The organism is Agarivorans sp. OAG1 (assembly GCF_037076485.1).
In the GTDB taxonomy this organism is placed as follows: Bacteria; Pseudomonadota; Gammaproteobacteria; order Enterobacterales; family Celerinatantimonadaceae; genus Agarivorans; species Agarivorans albus.
In genome coordinates this window covers 2438470-2457467 of the sequence record NZ_AP028990.1, presented here as the reverse complement: position 1 = coordinate 2457467, position 18998 = coordinate 2438470, and the positions used below count along the sequence as shown (strand labels likewise).

The window sequence follows — 18998 nt, the reverse complement described above, 5'->3', positions numbered from 1 at the left end:
ACAGTTTATAGACCGATAAGCTTATGATTCTATTTCACAATTTTTACGTTGTTAGTATAGGCTAATATGAAATCACTGATTAGCTTAGGCTTATTTAAATCTAACAAAGGTAAGTCTGTATTAAGCTTATCAGGGCTAGCCACAGCGATGACGTGCTTGTCATTTGGGAACAGCAAAGGCTTACCAAGATCGCTTCGATGAATTTCTATTTTTGCCACTTCGCTATGTCGATAGCCTTCAACAATCACTAAATCGCATAGTTGCCAGTTTATCCAAGACAACTGTTCGTTTAAGTCGTCATGTTGCTGCTGAAAACTAAAGTGGTACCGTTTATGAGGGCAGGAAAGTATCACCTGTTCGGCGCCAGCCTCTGCAAACTTATGGCTGTCTTTACCCGGTTTATCTAACTCTATTGCGTGATGACTATGTTTTATAACCGCAACACTTAAACCCTGTGCCTTTAGCAAAGGAATAAGTTGGCTTAGTAAGGTGGTTTTTCCGCTGCCGCTATAGCCAGCCAAGGCGATGATTGGTTTTGGCCAGTTTCTAGTCATTTTATCTCCAAGTTAGTTATTTTTTACCAATTTAACAAAGCCTAAGCAGATAAGTGGTTTTAAACTTACAAAAAAACATTAAACTGAGCGCTTAAAGGATTTTCTAAGGATTTGTGCATTTGTTTTTTCGCTTGTGGCCGATGTTGCTTGTTTTGTTTACCACTTCGGTAGCAGCGATAGATTTTGATTACCAAGGCATTTCTGGTGAGTCAAAAGATAATGTAAAGGTCTACCTAGAAGCGCAAACCTTTCCTGATAACAGTAGTGCCCGCCGAATAATCAGCGCCAGTAGTGAACAAACCAAACGCGCGCTGCGTGCCCTAGGCTATTACCAAAGCGAAATTACCATAACAGAAACCGCAGAAAAAAAGTTCCTGGTAGATGTAGAGCTAGGTGAACGGCTGCGGGTAAACAAGTTTGAATTGGATTTTGTTGGCGCAGCTACGAAAGACAGTCGTTATACCGGCGCTATAGCTCGCAGTGGCTTAGCCGAAGGACAAGTTTTTACCCATGCCGCCTACGACAGCCTTAAATCAGAATTCGACCGCTTAGCTTCTCGATATGGCTACTTCGATGCGGTTTACCATAAAGCAGAAGTTCAGATCAGTATTGTAAATAATACCGCCGACATCTATTTGAGTTATGACTCTGGCGAGCGTTATCGTTTTGGCGACATCGTGTTTACAAATCCAGAATTACCCAGAACTATGTTTGCTAATTTGGCTGAGTTTAATAAGCAAGATCGTTACGATTCACAAAAGGTAGGCGAGTTTAACCAGCGACTAGGTGAAACGGACTACTTCCAAGTGATATCTGTTCGACCGGATATTGGCAATCGACATGACGGTGAAATTGATTTATTGGTTGGCTTGCAATTAAAGCCGCGCGATACCTTTGAGGTGGGTGGTGGTATTACTACCGATATTGGCCCAAGAGTTAGGTTAAAATGGACCCGACCCTGGGTGAACGAAAATGGCCATAGTATTACTTTTGAGATTGAAGCCGCAGAGCCAAAGCAAAGCGCTCAGTTTGTTTACCGGATCCCCATAGATAATCCAGTAGACGATTACGTGGATATTCAAACAGGTTATATTCGCGAAAAAACCAATGACACCGAAAGTGAAAAGACTATTTTGTCTACCACCCGTCAATGGCGTTTAGATAACGAATGGAAGCCTTCTTTGTTTTTAAAGTGGCAACACGAAGAATACCGCCAGGCTGATCAGTATTCTGTATCTGATTTGGTGCTACCCGGTGCTAACTTTGCTCGTTTGCGTACCCGTGGTGGTTTAGACCCATACTGGGGTGATAACTTACAAGCTAGCTTAGAAGTGGGACATCCTTATTGGGGTTCAGATGTAGAAATGTTGCGCTTAGCGGGTTTGGGTAAATGGTTACGTTCTTATCAAAATCATCGCATCTTACTTAGGGCTGACCTCGGTGGCATTCTGGTTGATGATATTACCGACGTACCTGCATCTATGCGTTTCTTTGCCGGTGGTGACCAAAGCATTCGTGGATATGATTATAAAACCATTAGCCCAAAAAATGACGACGGCCAATTGATTGGTGGTAAATATCTCACCGTGGGTAGCGTGGAGTATAACTATCAATTTGCTGAAAAGTGGCGCTGGGCTACTTTTGTAGATGCCGGTACCGCAACTAATGATTTTTCTGAGCCCGTTTCTGTTGGTGTTGGTATGGGTATTCGTTGGCTAACGCTAATTGGTCCATTACGCTTAGATGTTGCGAAGGGCTTACAAAATGAGTCTGACCCTTGGCGTATTCACTTTTCTCTAGGGCCTGATTTATGATTTTTCGGGCTGTTAAATACACGCTAATTTCTATAAGCGCTTTACTATTTTGTTTGATACTTGCGTTATCGTTTACCCCTAGTACCCAATGGATATTAACTAAGCTTAGTGACTTAGTTGATGGTCTAAGCATTATTGAGCCCGATGGTAATCTGTATAAGGGCATAAAGGCACAGCGGCTGAGCTGGCAGCAAGCTGGCTTGTTGGTTGAGTTAACTGATTTAGAGCTTGCTTTAGACTGGGTGTGTATTAGCCAAACTAAACTGTGTGTCGAAAAGCTGGTTAGCTCAACGCTTACTGTTGAGGTAGATACTCAAGCTATGGCCCAAGCCTCAACAAGCGAGCCAGAACCTCTTGAGCCAGAGGAAGACACTGGCCCTTGGCAACCTCCATTTCCATTTGTGGTTAATCTACTCAATGTGAGTAACGCGTCTATCATTTTTGATGGGATAGATATTTCTTGGCAGAAAGTGCTTATTCAAGCCCATTGGGCAGAAGACAATATTCAAGTAGAGCAGTTGCATTTAAACAACTGGCAAGTTGCGCTATCAGCAGGTAGTGAGCAGGAAGAGCAAGCCCAGACAAACAGTGAAGAATCCAAGCCACTATTACCACTGCTCATCGAAGTACCACAGATCACCATGCCATATCGGGTAGATGTTAGCGATCTTCAATTAATAGAAGGTAAGTTAAAGCTGGATACCCAAGAGCTAGAATTTCCTGTAGCTAAACTACGTGTAGTCTTGGGTTTTGCAGAACTAGAGTTAGCGAAGCTATACGTAGAAAGCCCATGGGGAAATCTGCAACTTAGTGGTAAGCAGGCATTTCAAAACCGGTATGCATCTCTGCTAGAAGGTGCTTGGGATATGCCGCTGGCTGACCAACAATTGCTCACCAACTTTCGCTTAAACGGCGATGGTGACGAGCTAAATGCTGAAATTACCACATCCGGATTGATTGAAAGCCAATTAGATAGCCAAATAGCTTGGCTACAAACAAACCTGCCTTTTGAATTACGAGCTGACCTAAACAAAGCGTTTAGCTTGGTTGATGAACAGCTCACCTTGACCAGTCTAAGTCTTAACACCAGTGGTGACCTAACTGGTTATCAATTACAACTGCAAAGTGACTTAGCTGGTGTTCAAGATCTTTGGTTAAACGCACAATTACAAGGTGACTTGAACGAGCTGCAAGCGTTTGACATTCAGGGTGAATTACTTGAAAAACTCGTCATAGATGAAAGCAGCGAAGATCAATTGCTCGATCAGAATAAGCTAAATGGTACTGAGTTTAATGAGTCAACCCGCAAGGTGGTTGGCGGGTTTCAGTTTAGCGGCACTGCAGCTTGGGCGCCTACCTTAAGTGCTCAACTAAATGCTGACATAGATAATTTGCAGCTTAGTCATTGGCTAGATCTCGGCGATGATATGGCCCTGCCGGACTTAGATGGCAAACTTGTTGCTAGCATCGAAGACCAAGTATGGTCGCTAGAAAACGCTAATATTACAGGTGAGTGGTTAAAGCTTCCTTTGAGTATTCAGGCATCAGCAAGTGGAGACTTAGCAAAACAAACTAATCAAGTTGATGCATTAATCGCTCTTGCAAATACTCAAATTAATAGCAGTGTGCAGTTAAACGAACAAACCATCGCAGTAAATGCCAATTTAACAGCAACTCAATTAGCAGAATTACCTTGGTTAGAAAGTGGGGCAGCAACAGCGCAAGTTAAAGTAACTGGCGAGCTCAACCAGCCCACGGTCAATTGGCAAATTAAAGCCGAGCAGATTGCAAACAAGCAAATAGCACTTGATGCCCTAACAAGTAAAGGAAACCTGCGCTTAGACGAAAGCTTTTCTGGTCAGCTTGATCTTGCTCTAGCAAATCTCAAAGTAGCTGGCGAAACAGTAAACGAAGCAACGCTTAAGTATGTGAGCAAGAATCAAAATCAAACGCTTAATCTGGCGGTTGAACAGTCAACTCGTAATCTACATTTGGATTTAACAGGTGGAGGCACCTTGTCTTCATGGCAAGGTCAGTTACTAAAGGCCGATTTAACTGCAGAATTGGGCACTTGGTACTTATCAAATCCTATCGATCTTGCTTATCAAGATTCGGTAGCAAGTGTTGGGGAGCACTGCTGGTCTCGTGATGACAGTGAGTTGTGTTTGTTGTCGCCATTTTCTACTGATGGCAATAGTAAGCTGGACTTGCGGGTAAAAGACTTTGATTTTCTGGTATTAAATCATCTACTGCCAGAGGGAACTGAGTTGCAGGGACAAGCATCTGCAGAAGTTAACGCGCAGTTTAGTCAATGGGTTCCAGAAACAGCAAAAATAAACTTACATCTAAATCCAGGTTCAGTTATACAAAAAACTGAACTCAATGAAGTAACCTTAAGTTATCAAGTATTAAGCCTAGACGCTGATCTTGAAGGTGATACCTTGCAGTGGCAAGCCTTATTTGAGTCAGAAGAGTTAGGTGCCTTACGCTCGTCAGGAGTAACTTCGATTAATAAAGAAGGACAAATAGACGGCAAGTTAGATATCGACAATATTCGTCTCTCACCTTTGCTTCCATTTGTAACTGTTCTCGATAACTTAGAAGGTCGAATAGACGGTGAAGTTGTAGTTAAAGGGCAGGTAATTTCACCTCAGTTAGATGGAGAAATAAATCTAACTGAAGGATATGTATCTGGGCCCGATGTGCCCTTGAGTATTGAGCAACTAGAAACGCAAATCTTGCTAGACAACCAGCAAGCCAATATCTCCGGTAAATTTAATAGTGAAGGAAGAACTGCTCAATGGCAGGGCGAATTTGCGTGGCCCAATAATAACTTAGAGGGTGAGTTGGATATAAATGCCAAGTTGCTTCCAATTATCGTTGATCCTTACGCTACCTTAGCTGTTTCGCCAGATATTAAAATTAAGTTAATCGACGATCTTATCGACATTGGCGGCACGGTAGCCGTAGAAGAGGGCGCGATAAAAGTTAAGTCTTTGCCAGAGTCTGCAGTTTCAGAGTCTTCGGATGCGATTGTCATTGAAGAGCAAAGCGAAGCTGTTGCTTCTCAGCGTACAAAGATAGATGTAACAGTGACCTTAGCCGAGGAGATTACCCTTGAGGCCTTAGGCTTGAACACCAACTTAAAAGGTCATTTAAACTTAAAACAACAACCTAGCGAGCCCTTGCTGGCAGATGGACGCATCGAGTTGGTCGATGGGCGCTTTAGAGCTTACGGGCAAAACCTACTTATTGAGAAAGGTTGGATCATGTTTACTGGTCCTTTAGAGCAACCTTATCTTGATATTCAAGCAGTACGTAATCCAGATACGATTTCTGATGATGTCACCGTTGGGGTGCAAGTTGTTGGTTTAGCCGATGCGCCTCAGGTTAGTTTGTTTTCCGAGCCATCGATGTCGCAAAATGAAATGTTATCTTACCTACTACGGGGGCGGGCATTAAGTGATAGCGAGCAAGATGACAATGCCTTGTCTTCTATGTTACTTAGTGCTGGTCTCGGCAGAGCAGAAGGGCTAGTGGGTAATGTAGGTAATACTCTTGGCTTAAATGATTTGTCACTAAGTACCGCTGGTTCTGGTAGCTCCACTCAAGTAGAAGTGAGTGCCTATGTATTACCTGGGGTCCAAGTAAGATATGGCATGGGAGTTTTTGACCCAGTTAACGAACTAACCATTAAATATGAGATCTTGCCCAAATTGTTTATTGAGGCATTCTCTGGCTTAAATAGCGCACTAGATGTTTATTACGAGTTTTACCTAGAATAAACCATGTGTTTGGTTTGCAATGTATAGATAAGGATCATCATGAATAAACAAATCATGGCAAGAGCTATAGTTGTTGCTGTCATCGTTGGTTCGATCTTAAACCTAATAAACCAATGGGATATTGTTAACGGTGCGAGCCCTAAGTGGGGCGCGCTATTATTCACCTACTGTGTTCCGTTTTTAGTATCTTATTTTAGTGGTGCGATGGCTAACGGCAATAAGTCAGCTAGCAATAGCAATGATGAGTTAATCGAACAGCTTAACCAAGAGGTACTAAATCTAGAATCAACACTAGAACCACTCACTCCATTACCTTCAAGCACTAAACAAAGCCTGCTTAGCATTAAATCGCTGTTAAAATCTAACGTTTAATTGTCTACAAATAGCCCACTAAGTTTGACTGTTGTTTAACATTTCACTAATTCCAATTGTTACAAAATTACGTTTTAGTATTTGGTTATATATGTTGCTTATGAGCTGTGTCGCATATGATGGATATCGTAAATAAGGTTAACTATAAAATAATAGCCTGGATAAACTTGTTGAACCAAAATTGTTTCCGAAAAATATAAGATGATTTCGGAGATCAAATGAGCACAATTAACCTAACGGTTAAGGAAAAAGTAGCCTACGGTTTGGGCGACATGGGATGTAATTTTGTTTGGCAAACGGTGATGCTGTTCTTAGCTTACTATTACACCGACGTATATGGCCTATCCCCGGTACACATGGGTACCATGTTTTTGTTAGTTCGTTTTATCGATGCGATAACCGACCCAATAATGGGATCGCTGGTAGACAGAACACGGACTAAGCATGGTCAATTTAGACCTTATATTTTGTGGATGGCCATTCCGTTTGGTATCGCCTGTATGGTGACATTCTATACTCCCGATTTAGGTTCTACCGGCAAGGTTATTTATGCCTATGCTTCATACATTCTGCTAACACTGATGTATACCGCCATTAATGTACCTTATTGTGCGATGGCAAATGCCATGACCAATGATCCTAAACAACGTGTGTCCTTGCAGTCTTATCGTTTTGCTTTAAGCACCGCAGGTGGTTTAGTGGTTGCTCTGGTCGCTCTTCCTTTGGTTCAATACATCGGACAAGGTGATGAACAAAAAGGCTATCTTGGTGCAATGGTTGTGATGGGTATTGGCGCAATGTTGCTGTTCTTTTATTGTTTCGCAAATACCAAAGAGCACCATACTGCTGAGCTGAGTCCAAGCAAAAAAGGGTCTACCTTTAGTGATGTGAAGTTACTGTGGAAAAACACCCAGTGGCGGGTTTTGTTTATCCTAAATATTGTTTTGCTCACCGGCGTTGTTTTAAAAGCAGCTTCGACCATGTACTACGTAAACACAGTGATGGGGCGCGCCGATCTAGCCACTATGATGATGGTGGCAGGAATGCTGGCTAATATTGTTGGTGCAATGGCGTCTTCTCCAGTGCTTGGCCGTTTTGACAAGATTAAAACCTATAAAGTGCTGATTGGCATTTCTGGGGCACTATCAGCTGCAATGTTCTTTATTGATCCTAGCAATGTGATTTTAGTGTTTGTTGTAATGATAGTGCTAAGCGTTGTGCAAATGAGCACTACACCGTTGTTGTGGAGCATGATGAGCGATGTGGTTGATTATGAAAAATCACGCAGCGGTCGTTCGTTAAGTGGCATGGTGTTTTCTACCAATCTGTTCGCAATTAAAGCTGGCATCGCTATTGGTGGCGCCATGGTGGGGTGGATTTTAGCTGGTGCTGGCTATGTTGGTGGTGCTGAGCTCCAATCAACTCAGGCAACTACGTGGATTAACCTACTGTACACCTTTATCCCAGGTGTGTTCTTCTTCTCCTTGGTATTTGTTATGCATTTCTATCGTTTAGATGCGAATACTCTAGAACTGGCAAAACAACAAAGCCCTGAGCAAGCTAACAAGTTAGCTGCCGATGCAGTGTAAGCCACATTGCATTTAATAAAAAAAGCCAACATCATCGATGTTGGCTTTTGTGCATTATGCTTTAGCCTTACTGCTAGTACAAAAGGCTAAAGTACTTTCTGCGGTACTGAGATGATAAAGGGTCGCCATTTAGAGTGGCTAACATATCTAAGAAGTTCTTTTTAATCTGGCCGTCTAGGCACTCTAAGTCTTTTTGAAGTATCGCTAGCAGGAGTTCAAGAGCTTCTTGATTACGACCTGCTTGAGAATACTGAATAGCCAAGCTTAAGCGCAGCTCAGCGCTATCGTCAGCTGTGTTCAGTTTGCTTTCAAGCGCTTTAATCTCAGGGCTTTCGGCTGCTGCTTTTAGCAGCTCAAATTGGCTTTTTAACTCATGAAAATCGGCTTGTTGGTCCTCAAGTGGCAAGCCGTTTAACAGTGTCTCGGCCTCGTCTGCGATTTGGTTATTAAGCAAGGCTCTAATTAATACCAAGATAATGTCGTTACGTTGAGGGGCTAGACTATGAGCTTCACGTATCACGTTTAATGCTTCTACCGATTGGTCTTCTGCTAGTAGCTCTTTAGCTTTTGCTAACAGTTGCTCTTCGGGTGCAGGTAAATGACGAACAATGGTTTCTGTAACTTGTTCTGGAGAAGGAATGTCGGCAAAGCCATCAACTGGGCGACCTTCTTTTAGGATAACTACAGCTGGGGCTTGTGCAACACCAAGTTGCTGAGCAAGCGGTGCTAACTCATCCATATTAACCCGAGCTAAGGTAAAGCTTGCGCCGGTTTGTTGATGGATTTGTTGCAGTAAAGAAAACAGTGGCTCGCACTGAGGGCTAGAAGGCGACCAAAAATGCACCACTACTGGCAGGTTCATTGAACCTTCAATTAACACTTGTTGGGCGTTCTCAAAACTAATATCGATAACAGACGTTGTGGGCTGCATAGTGTTTTCCGTTGGTTGTTTAGCCTTAATTTGGTGACTAAAAGCATGTTTTTCAAGTAAGAATGCTAGATTAGCAAATTAGCGATAAAAATGGATAGCTTAAAGCGGTACTATGAACATTCCTATTGTTAGTGAAACAGGATGTTATGGATACACTGTCGTTAGCTGATCTTACGATCTTATTAGTAGAACCTTCAAATATGCAACGCAACATCATTCGAACGCGCTTGCATGAAGCAGGTATTGATAATTTTTTAATGGCAGAGAACTGTCAACAGGCCCTGGACCTCGCAATTAAAACTGCACCAGATTTGGTGGTTAGCTCTATGTATTTCAGCGACGGTACAGCTACCGATTTAGTGCAACAGTTACGAGCTAATGATTTAAGCCGTGATGTGGCCTTTATGCTGATTTCTAGCGAAGCCTGTCACCACACTTTAGACGCAATTAAGCAAGCGGGTGTTATTGCTATTTTGCCTAAGCCTTTCGAATTCACACACTTATTGTCTGCGCTGCAAGCAACCATTAGTTATATAGAGCCAGATAGTGAAGTTATCGATAACTTAGATTTTTCTGATAAAACGGTACTGGTTGTAGATGACAGCCAAACGGCTCGCCGTCATATTTCAAAAGTATTAGAAAACATTGGTTTAACTAAACTGATTTTGGCAGAAAATGGTCAGGAAGCTTTATCGTTGATGGTAAACAACCAAGTAGATTTGGTGATTACCGATTACAACATGCCGATAATGGATGGGGCGGCATTAATTGAAGCATTGCGCCAACATCCAACCTTTTGTGAGATCCCGGCTCTGATGGTGACATCTGAAAATAATTGCGCCAAGCTTGATGGTGTAAGGCAAAGCGGCGTATCAGCTTTAGTCGACAAACCGTTTGATATTGACGCGGTAAAACAGGTGCTAACCCGGTTGTTTGATTAGCACCGCTGTTGCTTAATCGAAAATTTGATCACCCATTTGATCAATAAACGTTTTACATTTGTGCATGGCTAGTTCGGCGGCGTCGTCTGAGCTAGCGCATGTATCAGAGCGGATAAACATGTGCTCTTTCAATTCACCATTTACAGTTTTACTGATTTGAGCCGCCACACGGTATTGCCCATTTGCAGATTGTGGCTGAGGGGCAATGGTGAACTCATTGTAAACTTCCGCTGGATAGCTTTTGGGGGTAACTGGCGCAGCTTGGAACATTTTCTTTAAAGCTGAAAAGATACTCATCTTAATGATTTTCCTAAATTTAAGCTAAAACATATACTACAGCTTTAAGATTGGCGAGCTGCATACTGTATGATGCATGATAACGAGCAATTCAACATAATCGCAATGGATTTACTGTGAACTTAGAGACTATTTTTTCTCAATTTAACCAAATGAGTGCTGCTATTACTTTTTCCTTACTTTTTTTACTAATTGTAAGCCTGTTGGTAAATAGCATAAAAGGTAGAGCTTTTTCCAAAAAAAGCGAAGAGTTTGCGCTGGTAAAACAACAGCTAGAGATTGATTTACAAGAGCAAAGCCTAGCTAATCAACAATTACAGCAGCAAGACCACGACAAAGACATCTCACTAGCCGAGTTACATACCGAACTGCAGCACCTGCGAGAGCTTAAACAGGACTTAGATACCTGCCAGCAATTGTTACAACGAGAACAGCAACGCTGTGCTTTACTGCAACAAAAAGACATTGCGCTACAAGAACGAATCAGCTATTTAGAAAAAAGCGAAGAGCGAGTCAACAACCAGTTTGAGCTGTTAGCTAATCGAATATTTTCGGAGAAAGGCCTAGAACTACAACAACAGAGTAAACAGAGTATTGAGTCGGTATTACAGCCTTTAAAACAGCAACTGGATGGTTTTAAGCAGCAGGTTCAACAAAGCTACGAAAACGAAGCCAAGCAGCGGCATTCCTTAAAAGACCAAATTGTTACTTTGCAATCACTTAATCAGCAGATTAGTGAAGATGCAGTGCGCTTAACTAAAGCGTTAAAAGGCGATAATAAACAACAAGGTGACTGGGGAGAGCTGATATTAGAACAAATTTTGCAATCTTCAGGTCTTAGAGCAGGGCACGAGTATCAAACTCAGGTAGTAGGGGTTAACCAACATGGTCAAACCATTAAACCCGATGTTGTAGTGAAACTGCCGGACAATAAGTCAGTTATTGTTGACTCAAAAGTAAACCTAGTTGCTTATGAGCGTTATTACAATAGCGAAGATAGTGAAGCTCAGTTAGCTGCGTTAAAAGAACATGCTAAAAGCTTACGCCAACAAATTATTGGTTTATCCAAAAAGGATTACCATACTTTGTATCAACTACCATCCTTAGATTATGTATTGCTATTCATCCCAATTGAAGGCGCTTACCTTAGCGCCTTAGAGCAAGATCCTTCGCTAATTAACTTTGCGCTAGAGTCCAATATATTATTGGTAAGTCCAAGCAGTTTGATGGTGGCGCTTAGAACAATTCAGAACTTATGGAAAACTGAGCACCAACAACAAAATGCTCAAGTGATCGCACAACGGGCAGGGAAGTTATTCGATAAGTTTGTTGCGTTCACGGAAGATTTAAAAAGTCATGGCCAACAACTGCAACGTTCAAACGATAGCTATCAAAATGCCATGAATAAACTCAGCACTGGTAAGGGAAATTTGGTTAGGCAAGCCCAGCAACTAAAAGACTTGCAGATAAACGCTAGCAAGTCTTTAGATGCGAAATTACTGACAGATAGCCAGTATGAGGAATAAGCCTATTGGCTAATTAATACCATGGAAGATTGAGCAGCTAGTGATAGTGCCAATTTTCCATTTGAATCGGCAACTAACTCTTCGCTGCTATCAAATACTTTGTAAGGAACCTTGTCTTGTAGGTGGGCTAGGTTTAAGTCTAGCTCTTGAGACTCTCCTCGGTTAATCACCACAATACTATGTTGCTCTGGAAGCCAACGCATAAACACCCATACGTCGTCACTCTCAAGCAGGCTTATAAGGTCACCTTGCTGTAACTCACTACGCTGTTTGCGCAGCGAAATTAGTTGCTGGTAATGCTTAAGCAAAGCGTGTTTCCATTGCTTCTCATCCCAAGGGAAACAACGGCGACAGTCTGGATCATTAGCGCCAGTTAGGCCTACTTCATCACCGTAGTAAATTGACGGTACACCGATATATGTGAGCAGCATGGTAGCTGCAATTTTTGTAAGCTCTTCACTTTCGTTCACTAAGTGAGAAAAACGCGGCGTGTCATGGCTATCTAATAGGTTGTATTGTGCTAACTGATTGGCGAAGGGGATAGAACCGCGCGCTTCGGCCAGCCAGGTGGCTAAATCAGCTGCGTTAATTTTAAGAGGCACGTAGCGTGGAACGTCAACTCCCGCCAAGAACGCGACTATGGGTTGGTTAAAACCGTAGTAGTTCATGGCTGCGTCTTCTTGGTCACCTTGCAGCCATTGTGTTGCCTCTGCAAAGTGTTCTCCTATCATGTAGGCTTCGCTGTTCGTTTGCTTGATAGACTCTCTAAACTTAGCCACATAATGGGCATTGTTTTGTGCGCTATTATGTTCACCAAGCATATGAATGACATCGAAGCGCCAAGCGTCGATAGAGAAGGGCGGTTTTAACCAGTGTTTTAGTACAGATTGCTCGCCTTCATAGATAGCTTGTTGCACCTCTACATTGGCAAAGTTTAACTTGGGTAAGGTTTCAACGCCTTTCCATGACCAATAGTTGCCGCTTTTATCAAAGTGATACCAATCTTTAAACAGTGAATCTTGGTTATGGTAAGCGCCGCCTTGATGTTGCTGGTAGTAATCCATCCAGTGATGTTGATTAGACGTATGGTTAACTACCGCATCTAGCATTAGCTTCATACCACGGCTTTTCATATTTTCTGATAGGCTTATTAAAGCCTCGTCACCACCGAAGTGGGGTTCAACCTTGAAGTAGTTGGTACAGTCGTACTTATGGTTACTTGGAGAACAAAAAATGGGGTTAAGGTAGAGCGCTGTTATACCCAGCTCTTGCAGGTAATCTAGCTTTTGTTCTATACCAATTAAATCGCCGCCGTAAAACTCGGTAGCGCCGGTACCAGAATGAGATTTAGCGACTGACTCTCCCCACTGTTTTTGAACAATTTTTCTACCATCTTCTTGGTAACTGTAATTGTTTTCGTTTGGCGTTAAGCTTGGGTCGCCATTAGCAAAGCGTTCCGGGAATATTTGATAAAAAACTTGCTGCTTCGCCCACTCCGGCGGTTTAGCTTGGCTGTTAATTCTAAAGTGAAAATGTTTTTGTGGTAGACGAGAAGATTCACCCGCTGCATGTAAATAGCATTGGTTGTCTTTGCTTAAAAGTTTAAAGCAATAAAGTGTTAGCGGGGAGTGCGGGCTAACAGGAATGTTGATTTGCCACTTAAGCCAATTACCTTCAATGCTCGGCTTAGTCATTTCCATTAACCATTCTTCGTGGTCTGGTTCTACTCGCACAAACACTTTGTGGTAGTTGTGATTAATGGCGGTATAGAGAGTAATTAAATAGCTGTCTTGCTGCTGTATAACCTGACTTTGTGGATGAAAGCGAAAATCAGTCATGTATTTACCTTTTTGTTTTTTGCTAAGTATCCTAGCAGCAGGGCAAGCATTCAAGTATGAATATTGAATTTCACATTATTTGATTTAGCCTTTGCTTTTTTAACTTTAACAGCAGTTTTAAAGAGCAAAAACGCTTCAGTTGTTTAATAATAGTTTGTATCTAAATAGATTTTAAAGTGCGCAATTGAATTCACGTTTTCTTAAAAACAACATTTCTTGGCAAAAAAAGGCAGGCTTTTGGGCGCTGTTGGTCACCTTATTGTTCGCTGCGGTGCTTTCTCACCGCTACCAAACCATAAAGCATCAAATAGTTGAAGAAGTTGAATTGTCTTTTGGTGGATTTAAGACCGCTAACAAGCATTTAATAAGCCTGTTGTCGCAACGACTGTCTCTGTTGACCCGAACGCTAGGCCTACTTAACTACGTTAATGATGAATCTGAGTTAACACTGGTCACGCTCGCTACCGAGTGGCAGCGAATTGCTCGCGATGTGAATTTAGAGGGCAACTTTTACTACGTTCACCGTGATGGGCGCGTAGACCTAGCTCTAAACCAAAGTAAAGAGGGTCACACTTTAGAGTGGAGCTCTGGTATTAACCCAATCATTAAAAACTATTTTAAAGGCCTCTCATGGAGAGACGAGGGAGTTATATCTACCAAGGTTATCTACGACAAATCTAACCAACAAACTTACTATGTTTTGTATATACCGGTATTTGATAAGTGGTCAAAACTGGTGGGTTGGATGGTTAATGAGTACGATCAGCAGGCGATTAATCAAACTGTACATTTCGTTGGTCGCCCGATGTTAGTCGAGCGCGCAGTTATTGTAACTAGTGACGATATCGTTATAGAAGGTGACTTTAGCCAAGATACCTCCAAAAAATTACTGAACTTGGTTGGCAAACTAGATTATTCATCACTTAGTGACTATTTCGATGACAAGGCTTATCGAGATGCTGCTTCGCCCTATGACGTTGGCAGCGGTTTAATGTTTACCTCAGTACTTGATGAATACGAAGATTCGAACCCTAACACTGCATTTTTGTATATATCCTATAAAGACTTAGCCACAGACAGCCGACACTGGTTGATATTTATCGCAATTGTCTACTTGGTATCGATTGTTGGATGTTTCTTTGCCGCTTATTTAACCGAGATGATTCGCCGTGAAAAAGCAGTTGTTGAAGAACTTAACGCGCTGCGAGAAGCTGCTTTTGAAGGAGAGTTTTCACAAGTTATTATTAACCCTACCGGGAAGGTAATGCAGGTGAATCAATACTTAGCAAAAAAAGTAGGTGTAGATGCGGAACAAATGATTGGCACTAAGCTTACGGATTTTGGCCAATCTGACCCTGGATTTGATGAAGTACTTAAAATTGCTGCTGAAGAAGGTAGTTGGTTAGGAGAGGTTTCTATACTAGGTAATAATGGCCTCAATACTATTCAACAAATGACCGTAACGGCTGTTTATTGGCAGGGAAAACTGCATAACTTTGTTTGCTCTAGTATTGATATTAGCGCTCAGAAAACGCTTGAAGATAAGCTTTTGCAGCTGGCCAATACCGATCCTTTAACCGGTGCAGCAAATCGTCGTCATTTTGAAGACAGTGTATTCCTGGAGCAAAGCCGCAGTGATCGCAATGGTTCTCGTTTTTCAATATTAATGATTGATGTTGACCACTTCAAACAGCTTAATGATCAATATGGTCACGATACTGGTGATTTGTGTTTGATTCGTTTAGTAGAAACAATTACTAAGTTAAAACGAGAAACTGACTTACTCGCCCGTTGGGGTGGAGAAGAGTTTATTATGTTACTGCCTGAAACCGACCTTACACAGGCAATCAATTTGGCTGAGCGACTGCGGCTGGCCTTCGAGCAAGATAAAGCTGTGCCTAGTTTTACTTGTAGTTTTGGTATTACTCAAAGCGAAAAAGACAGTAGCTTTGCTAAACTATACAAGCAGGCAGATAAGGCCCTATACACGGCTAAGAATAACGGGCGTAACCAGGTTGTTGAGTATGCATCTATGATGGAAACGGATTAGTTGAAGCTCGCTATTTCTGTTTCAGCTAGCTCTCGATACTCGCCAGGTTGTAATTCATTATCTAGCATTACGTCACCAATTTTCTCCCGGTGTAAGGCGATAACTTTGTTGCCTATCGCGGCGCACATTCGCTTAACCTGGTGGTAACGCCCTTCACTAATACTCAGAATGAATTGCTTTTCATTGATACGTTTAGTTACGGCGGGGAGAGTAGGTTTATCTTCACCTCGCAGCAAAAGGCCTTTTGCAAGTAGCTGAAGGTCATTATCGCTAACCGTATCGGCAAGGCTAACTCTGTAATCCTTAAACTTTTTGCTATTGGGGCTCGTGACTTTATGTGACCATTGGCCATCACTGGTCAAAAGCAATAAACCTGATGTGTCTACATCTAAGCGTCCGGCAGCATGTATTTTAAGTGGAGAGTCTATTAAGGACATGGCACTGGGGTGGTTAGCTTCAGCTTCAGTGCTTAAATAGCCTATTGGTTTATTTAACATGAAATACTGATGTTCGATTAGCTTCAATTCTTTGCTATCTAAACCAACGTTGTCACTTTCACCAATAGCAAATTGTGCATTTGTTTGAATTTGACTATTCACTGTCACACGTTTGTTTTTGATATACTTTTTAGCATCGCTTCGTGATATGTGCCCGGCTTTAGATAGGAATTTGTCTAATCGGCAAGGGTATTTCATAATGGGGTTCTGTTGCTACTTTGCTGTGGCACAAGTTTACTAAACAATGCCGTTAAAGGCTTCAAGTGGAGAAAAGTTTTTGCAAGTAATCTGTCGCTCATCGGTAGAGATTCTAGGCAACATTGTGTCTAAGGACATTACCCTACGCTACTTTAGTGATGGTACTGCCATTACCCAGTTTGAAGTGTTGTTCAAGCGAAAGCCTAAAGGAAGTGGCAAGGAGCAAGTAGAAGTATTTCAGCTTAATGCTCGAGGAGAGCAGGCGGAAAGAATTAAACAGTATGCAAAAGCGGGCGATGGTGTGGTGATCAGTGGCCACTTAAAAAACCAAAAAGACAGCAAAGGTGCTATCTCTAGTGCCATTGAGGTTGAACAAGTAAGCTTTGTTGGCGCACCTTCTCAACTCTATTGGAACAAAGTTACTTTGGTTGGTGAAATTGTTGGAAAGTCTTCTTTGCGAAAGAGTATAAACAATCAAAGCTATTTAAAGTTGCAAATTTCTACTGATCAATCAGATCAACAACATGTAGTTAATTGCAATCTGTGGGCTTATCCCGCAGAACTAATTGATAAACAGGCAAATATAGGTGACAAGTTAGTCCTTGAGGGGGCGCTTAAAAAGGCTTTTGCCGAAGATAAAGCCATTTCTCCGATCTTAGTAGACGGTCATACTTGTCTTCATTTAAAAGCCTAAATTTTAGCTTTCAAATTGTTTAGTAAAGCGAACTTAGTACTTTTCTAATGCGCTGGTGGAGTAGTTGTCGGCATTAATGATTAGATTAAACTGTGCTGCTTGCTGCTCAAGTTTATTCTCAGAAATGGTTAACTCGTTGAGCATAAGGGTATTGTCGTCTAACTCCCAAATTTGACGACTACCTAAATACGAAAACTTAACGATCTCAAAAGCCGTTCCATCTCCTTTATTCATGGCTTTGACTAAAGCTGCCATTTTGCGATTAATTTTGTTGAGTTCTTGCTTTAAGCGCCAAACATACATGACCTCATAAAACCATTCTCTGTCTTTCAGCGTTAATACCACAGGGACAATGCTAACAACTGCTGCTACCACGCCCAATAGGTTGAGATAGAAGTTATCAGGACCCTTAGAAAACAGCGCGATAAATAGGCTTGACCAAAACAAGGTGAACAAAATCAACAAACCAGAAATACCAATATAGGTATAGCGAGAACGTTGTTGATAAACGGTTTTGTCAATTTTTTGAAACTGCATGTTTAAGCCAAAGAGTTTAGTTTGGTTTAGATGGTATCAAAATCGGGCTTTTTCAGGAAATGGAAAGCAACTCTGAGCATAAAGTAAGCTGTTGTTTAATATTTAGAAAAATGTTGGTTAAAAGTAAGTACTTTAGTTTTCATGCTTCCACATTAGGACTATGATTAGTTATGGTTTACTCGGTACACAAAAATATACAAGGAATGTTTATGAACCGCACACCTGTTGTAGCTCGTGTGGCAAAGGCGTTAGGCCTAACACTTGCCTCACTTTCGTTTTTAAGTGCGTGTGACACAGCACCACCACCTCCTCCAGCTGTTAAAGCCAATGTGAAAGTTCTTGAAGTTGCAATGAAAGAAGTAACACCAAGTAATGATTTTGTTGGCAGAACTGAAGCAACCCAAGATATCACTATCAAATCTAAAGTGCGCGGTAACTTGTTAAAAACCAACTTCGAAGAAGGTAGCATTGTAGAGGAGGGCGCTTTACTGTTTGAAATAGACCCTGCGCAATACGATGCTGCAGTTAAGGCTTCTAAAGCCCTAGTTGCACAAGCAAAAGCTGCCTACGATACAGCTGTTTTAAATTTTAAGCGTGGTGAAGGCCTTATTAAGGATAACTTCATTAGCCAGTCTGATTATGACAACTTGCTGTCTCGCAAATTGCAAACAGCAGCATCCTTGCAAAGCGCGAATGCCGAATTAGATAATGCAAAACTCGAGCTTGGCTACACAAAAATTTACGCGCCGTTTACTGGCCGTATTAGCCGAGCGGCTGTTTTTACTGGTGATTTGATTTCACCTGATCAAACCGAGCTGGCTGATTTAGTTCAAATGGAGCCTGTTTGGGTTAACTTCCAATTGCCGGAAAAAGTGCTTATTGAGGCTCAACGAGCTCATAAGTCTGTTACGACTCCCTTTAAACTTAGCGATTTCCCAGTAAAAATTAAGTTCCCTGACGGCACTATGTTTGATGAAGTCGGCAAAATGGATTTTGTTGATAACCGAGTTGATGCCACCACTGGTACCTTAGCAATTCGTGCCGAGTTCCCAAACAAAGAACACATCATCGTTCCTGGCTTATATGTCACCGTCATTATCGAATCGCCAGAAATGCAAGAGGTGATGTTAATCCCTCAACGTGCGGTACAAGAAGACCAACAAGGTCGTTATGTACTAACCGTTGATAAAAAGAACATGGTTGGTCGTCGGAATGTTGAACTTGGCCAGCGCTATGGTATCGACTGGGAAGTAGAGAAAGGCTTAGAAAAAGGCGATTTGGTTATCACTGAAGGTTTACAAAAAGCCCGTGTTGGCGCTGAAGTAGACCACGAAATGGATACTGTTCAACCATTCTCTGATACCCAATCTTAAGG

General features: G+C 41.9%; 15 protein-coding genes. 9 read left to right on the top strand and 6 right to left on the bottom strand.

Going from position 1 to position 18998, the window contains the following annotated elements; genetic code table 11:
• Window positions 1-29 precede the first annotated feature (29 nt).
• Complete coding sequence (gene mobB, locus OAG1_RS11200; RefSeq protein ID WP_338621344.1) at window positions 30-554, bottom strand: molybdopterin-guanine dinucleotide biosynthesis protein B; 525 nt, start codon at window positions 552-554, stop codon at window positions 30-32.
• A 119-nt stretch (window positions 555-673) separates the two neighbouring features.
• Between mobB and OAG1_RS11195 the strand changes: the two genes are divergently transcribed.
• From OAG1_RS11195 to OAG1_RS11180, 4 genes are all read left to right on the top strand, one after another.
• A complete protein-coding gene (locus OAG1_RS11195) occupies window positions 674-2368 on the top strand; it encodes an autotransporter assembly complex family protein (RefSeq protein ID WP_016403261.1) in 1695 nt (564 codons plus the stop codon).
• The gene (locus OAG1_RS11190) at window positions 2365-6153 is read left to right on the top strand and encodes a translocation/assembly module TamB domain-containing protein (RefSeq protein WP_338621343.1); all 3789 of its coding nucleotides are present in this window, start codon (window positions 2365-2367) and stop codon (window positions 6151-6153) included. Before OAG1_RS11195 ends, OAG1_RS11190 begins: the two co-directional genes overlap by 4 nt.
• Window positions 6154-6192: 39 nt before the next feature.
• Entirely contained in the window at window positions 6193-6525 is a 333-nt protein-coding gene (gene nrtS / locus OAG1_RS11185) for a nitrate/nitrite transporter NrtS (protein WP_338621342.1), read from the top strand.
• Between the two features lie 218 nt (window positions 6526-6743).
• Entirely contained in the window at window positions 6744-8114 is a 1371-nt protein-coding gene (locus tag OAG1_RS11180) for a glycoside-pentoside-hexuronide (GPH):cation symporter (protein WP_338621341.1), read from the top strand.
• Between the two features lie 73 nt (window positions 8115-8187).
• On the opposite strand, the gene OAG1_RS11175 is transcribed toward OAG1_RS11180, so the two are convergent.
• Window positions 8188-9045, bottom strand: coding sequence for a tetratricopeptide repeat protein (locus OAG1_RS11175; RefSeq protein WP_338621340.1), 858 nt, complete (start codon window positions 9043-9045; stop codon window positions 8188-8190).
• A gap of 146 nt (window positions 9046-9191) precedes the next feature.
• Here OAG1_RS11175 and OAG1_RS11170 point away from each other — a divergent pair, with 146 nt between their 5' ends.
• A complete protein-coding gene (locus tag OAG1_RS11170; protein WP_040307528.1) occupies window positions 9192-9986 on the top strand; it encodes a response regulator in 795 nt (264 codons plus the stop codon).
• Between the two features lie 12 nt (window positions 9987-9998).
• Here the strand turns inward: OAG1_RS11170 and OAG1_RS11165 are convergent, their stop codons facing one another.
• Window positions 9999-10283, bottom strand: coding sequence for an HlyU family transcriptional regulator (locus OAG1_RS11165; RefSeq protein WP_016403255.1), 285 nt, complete (start codon window positions 10281-10283; stop codon window positions 9999-10001).
• Between the two features lie 116 nt (window positions 10284-10399).
• On the opposite strand from OAG1_RS11165, the gene rmuC reads away from it, so the two are divergent.
• Window positions 10400-11809 carry a DNA recombination protein RmuC gene (gene rmuC / locus OAG1_RS11160; RefSeq protein ID WP_338621339.1) on the top strand — a complete coding sequence of 470 codons (1410 nt, stop codon included), beginning with the start codon at window positions 10400-10402 and terminating at the stop codon, window positions 11807-11809.
• A 2-nt stretch (window positions 11810-11811) separates the two neighbouring features.
• Here rmuC and malZ read toward each other — a convergent pair whose 3' ends face one another.
• Entirely contained in the window at window positions 11812-13647 is a 1836-nt protein-coding gene (gene malZ, locus OAG1_RS11155) for a maltodextrin glucosidase (RefSeq protein ID WP_338621338.1), read from the bottom strand.
• A 184-nt stretch (window positions 13648-13831) separates the two neighbouring features.
• Here malZ and OAG1_RS11150 point away from each other — a divergent pair, with 184 nt between their 5' ends.
• Window positions 13832-15697: a sensor domain-containing diguanylate cyclase gene (locus tag OAG1_RS11150; RefSeq protein WP_338621337.1), complete on the top strand. Its 1866-nt coding sequence runs from the start codon at window positions 13832-13834 to the stop codon at window positions 15695-15697.
• On the opposite strand, the gene OAG1_RS11145 is transcribed toward OAG1_RS11150, so the two are convergent.
• Complete coding sequence (locus tag OAG1_RS11145; RefSeq protein ID WP_338621336.1) at window positions 15694-16392, bottom strand: pseudouridine synthase; 699 nt, start codon at window positions 16390-16392, stop codon at window positions 15694-15696. The genes OAG1_RS11150 and OAG1_RS11145 overlap by 4 nt on opposite strands.
• Before the next feature lie 79 nt (window positions 16393-16471).
• Here OAG1_RS11145 and OAG1_RS11140 point away from each other — a divergent pair, with 79 nt between their 5' ends.
• Window positions 16472-17086, top strand: a complete 615-nt coding sequence (locus OAG1_RS11140) for a single-stranded DNA-binding protein (RefSeq protein WP_338621335.1) — start codon at window positions 16472-16474, stop codon at window positions 17084-17086.
• Window positions 17087-17119: 33 nt separating this feature from the next.
• On the opposite strand, the gene OAG1_RS11135 is transcribed toward OAG1_RS11140, so the two are convergent.
• Entirely contained in the window at window positions 17120-17623 is a 504-nt protein-coding gene (locus tag OAG1_RS11135; RefSeq protein ID WP_338621334.1) for a DUF3087 family protein, read from the bottom strand.
• Between the two features lie 209 nt (window positions 17624-17832).
• Between OAG1_RS11135 and OAG1_RS11130 the strand changes: the two genes are divergently transcribed.
• Window positions 17833-18996, top strand: a complete 1164-nt coding sequence (locus OAG1_RS11130) for an efflux RND transporter periplasmic adaptor subunit (RefSeq protein ID WP_338621333.1) — start codon at window positions 17833-17835, stop codon at window positions 18994-18996.
• Window positions 18997-18998: the final 2 nt, after the last annotated feature.

Coding starts and splice junctions, on each gene's coding strand:
- mobB (WP_338621344.1), bottom strand. CDS start 554: ATGACTAGAAACTGGCCAAAACCAATCATCGCCTTGGCTGGCTATAGC.
- OAG1_RS11190 (WP_338621343.1), top strand. CDS start 2,365: ATGATTTTTCGGGCTGTTAAATACACGCTAATTTCTATAAGCGCTTTA.
- nrtS (WP_338621342.1), top strand. CDS start 6,193: ATGAATAAACAAATCATGGCAAGAGCTATAGTTGTTGCTGTCATCGTT.
- OAG1_RS11180 (WP_338621341.1), top strand. CDS start 6,744: ATGAGCACAATTAACCTAACGGTTAAGGAAAAAGTAGCCTACGGTTTG.
- OAG1_RS11175 (WP_338621340.1), bottom strand. CDS start 9,045: ATGCAGCCCACAACGTCTGTTATCGATATTAGTTTTGAGAACGCCCAA.
- OAG1_RS11170 (WP_040307528.1), top strand. CDS start 9,192: ATGGATACACTGTCGTTAGCTGATCTTACGATCTTATTAGTAGAACCT.
- OAG1_RS11165 (WP_016403255.1), bottom strand. CDS start 10,283: ATGAGTATCTTTTCAGCTTTAAAGAAAATGTTCCAAGCTGCGCCAGTT.
- malZ (WP_338621338.1), bottom strand. CDS start 13,647: ATGACTGATTTTCGCTTTCATCCACAAAGTCAGGTTATACAGCAGCAA.
- OAG1_RS11145 (WP_338621336.1), bottom strand. CDS start 16,392: ATGAAATACCCTTGCCGATTAGACAAATTCCTATCTAAAGCCGGGCAC.
- OAG1_RS11135 (WP_338621334.1), bottom strand. CDS start 17,623: ATGCAGTTTCAAAAAATTGACAAAACCGTTTATCAACAACGTTCTCGC.
- OAG1_RS11130 (WP_338621333.1), top strand. CDS start 17,833: ATGAACCGCACACCTGTTGTAGCTCGTGTGGCAAAGGCGTTAGGCCTA.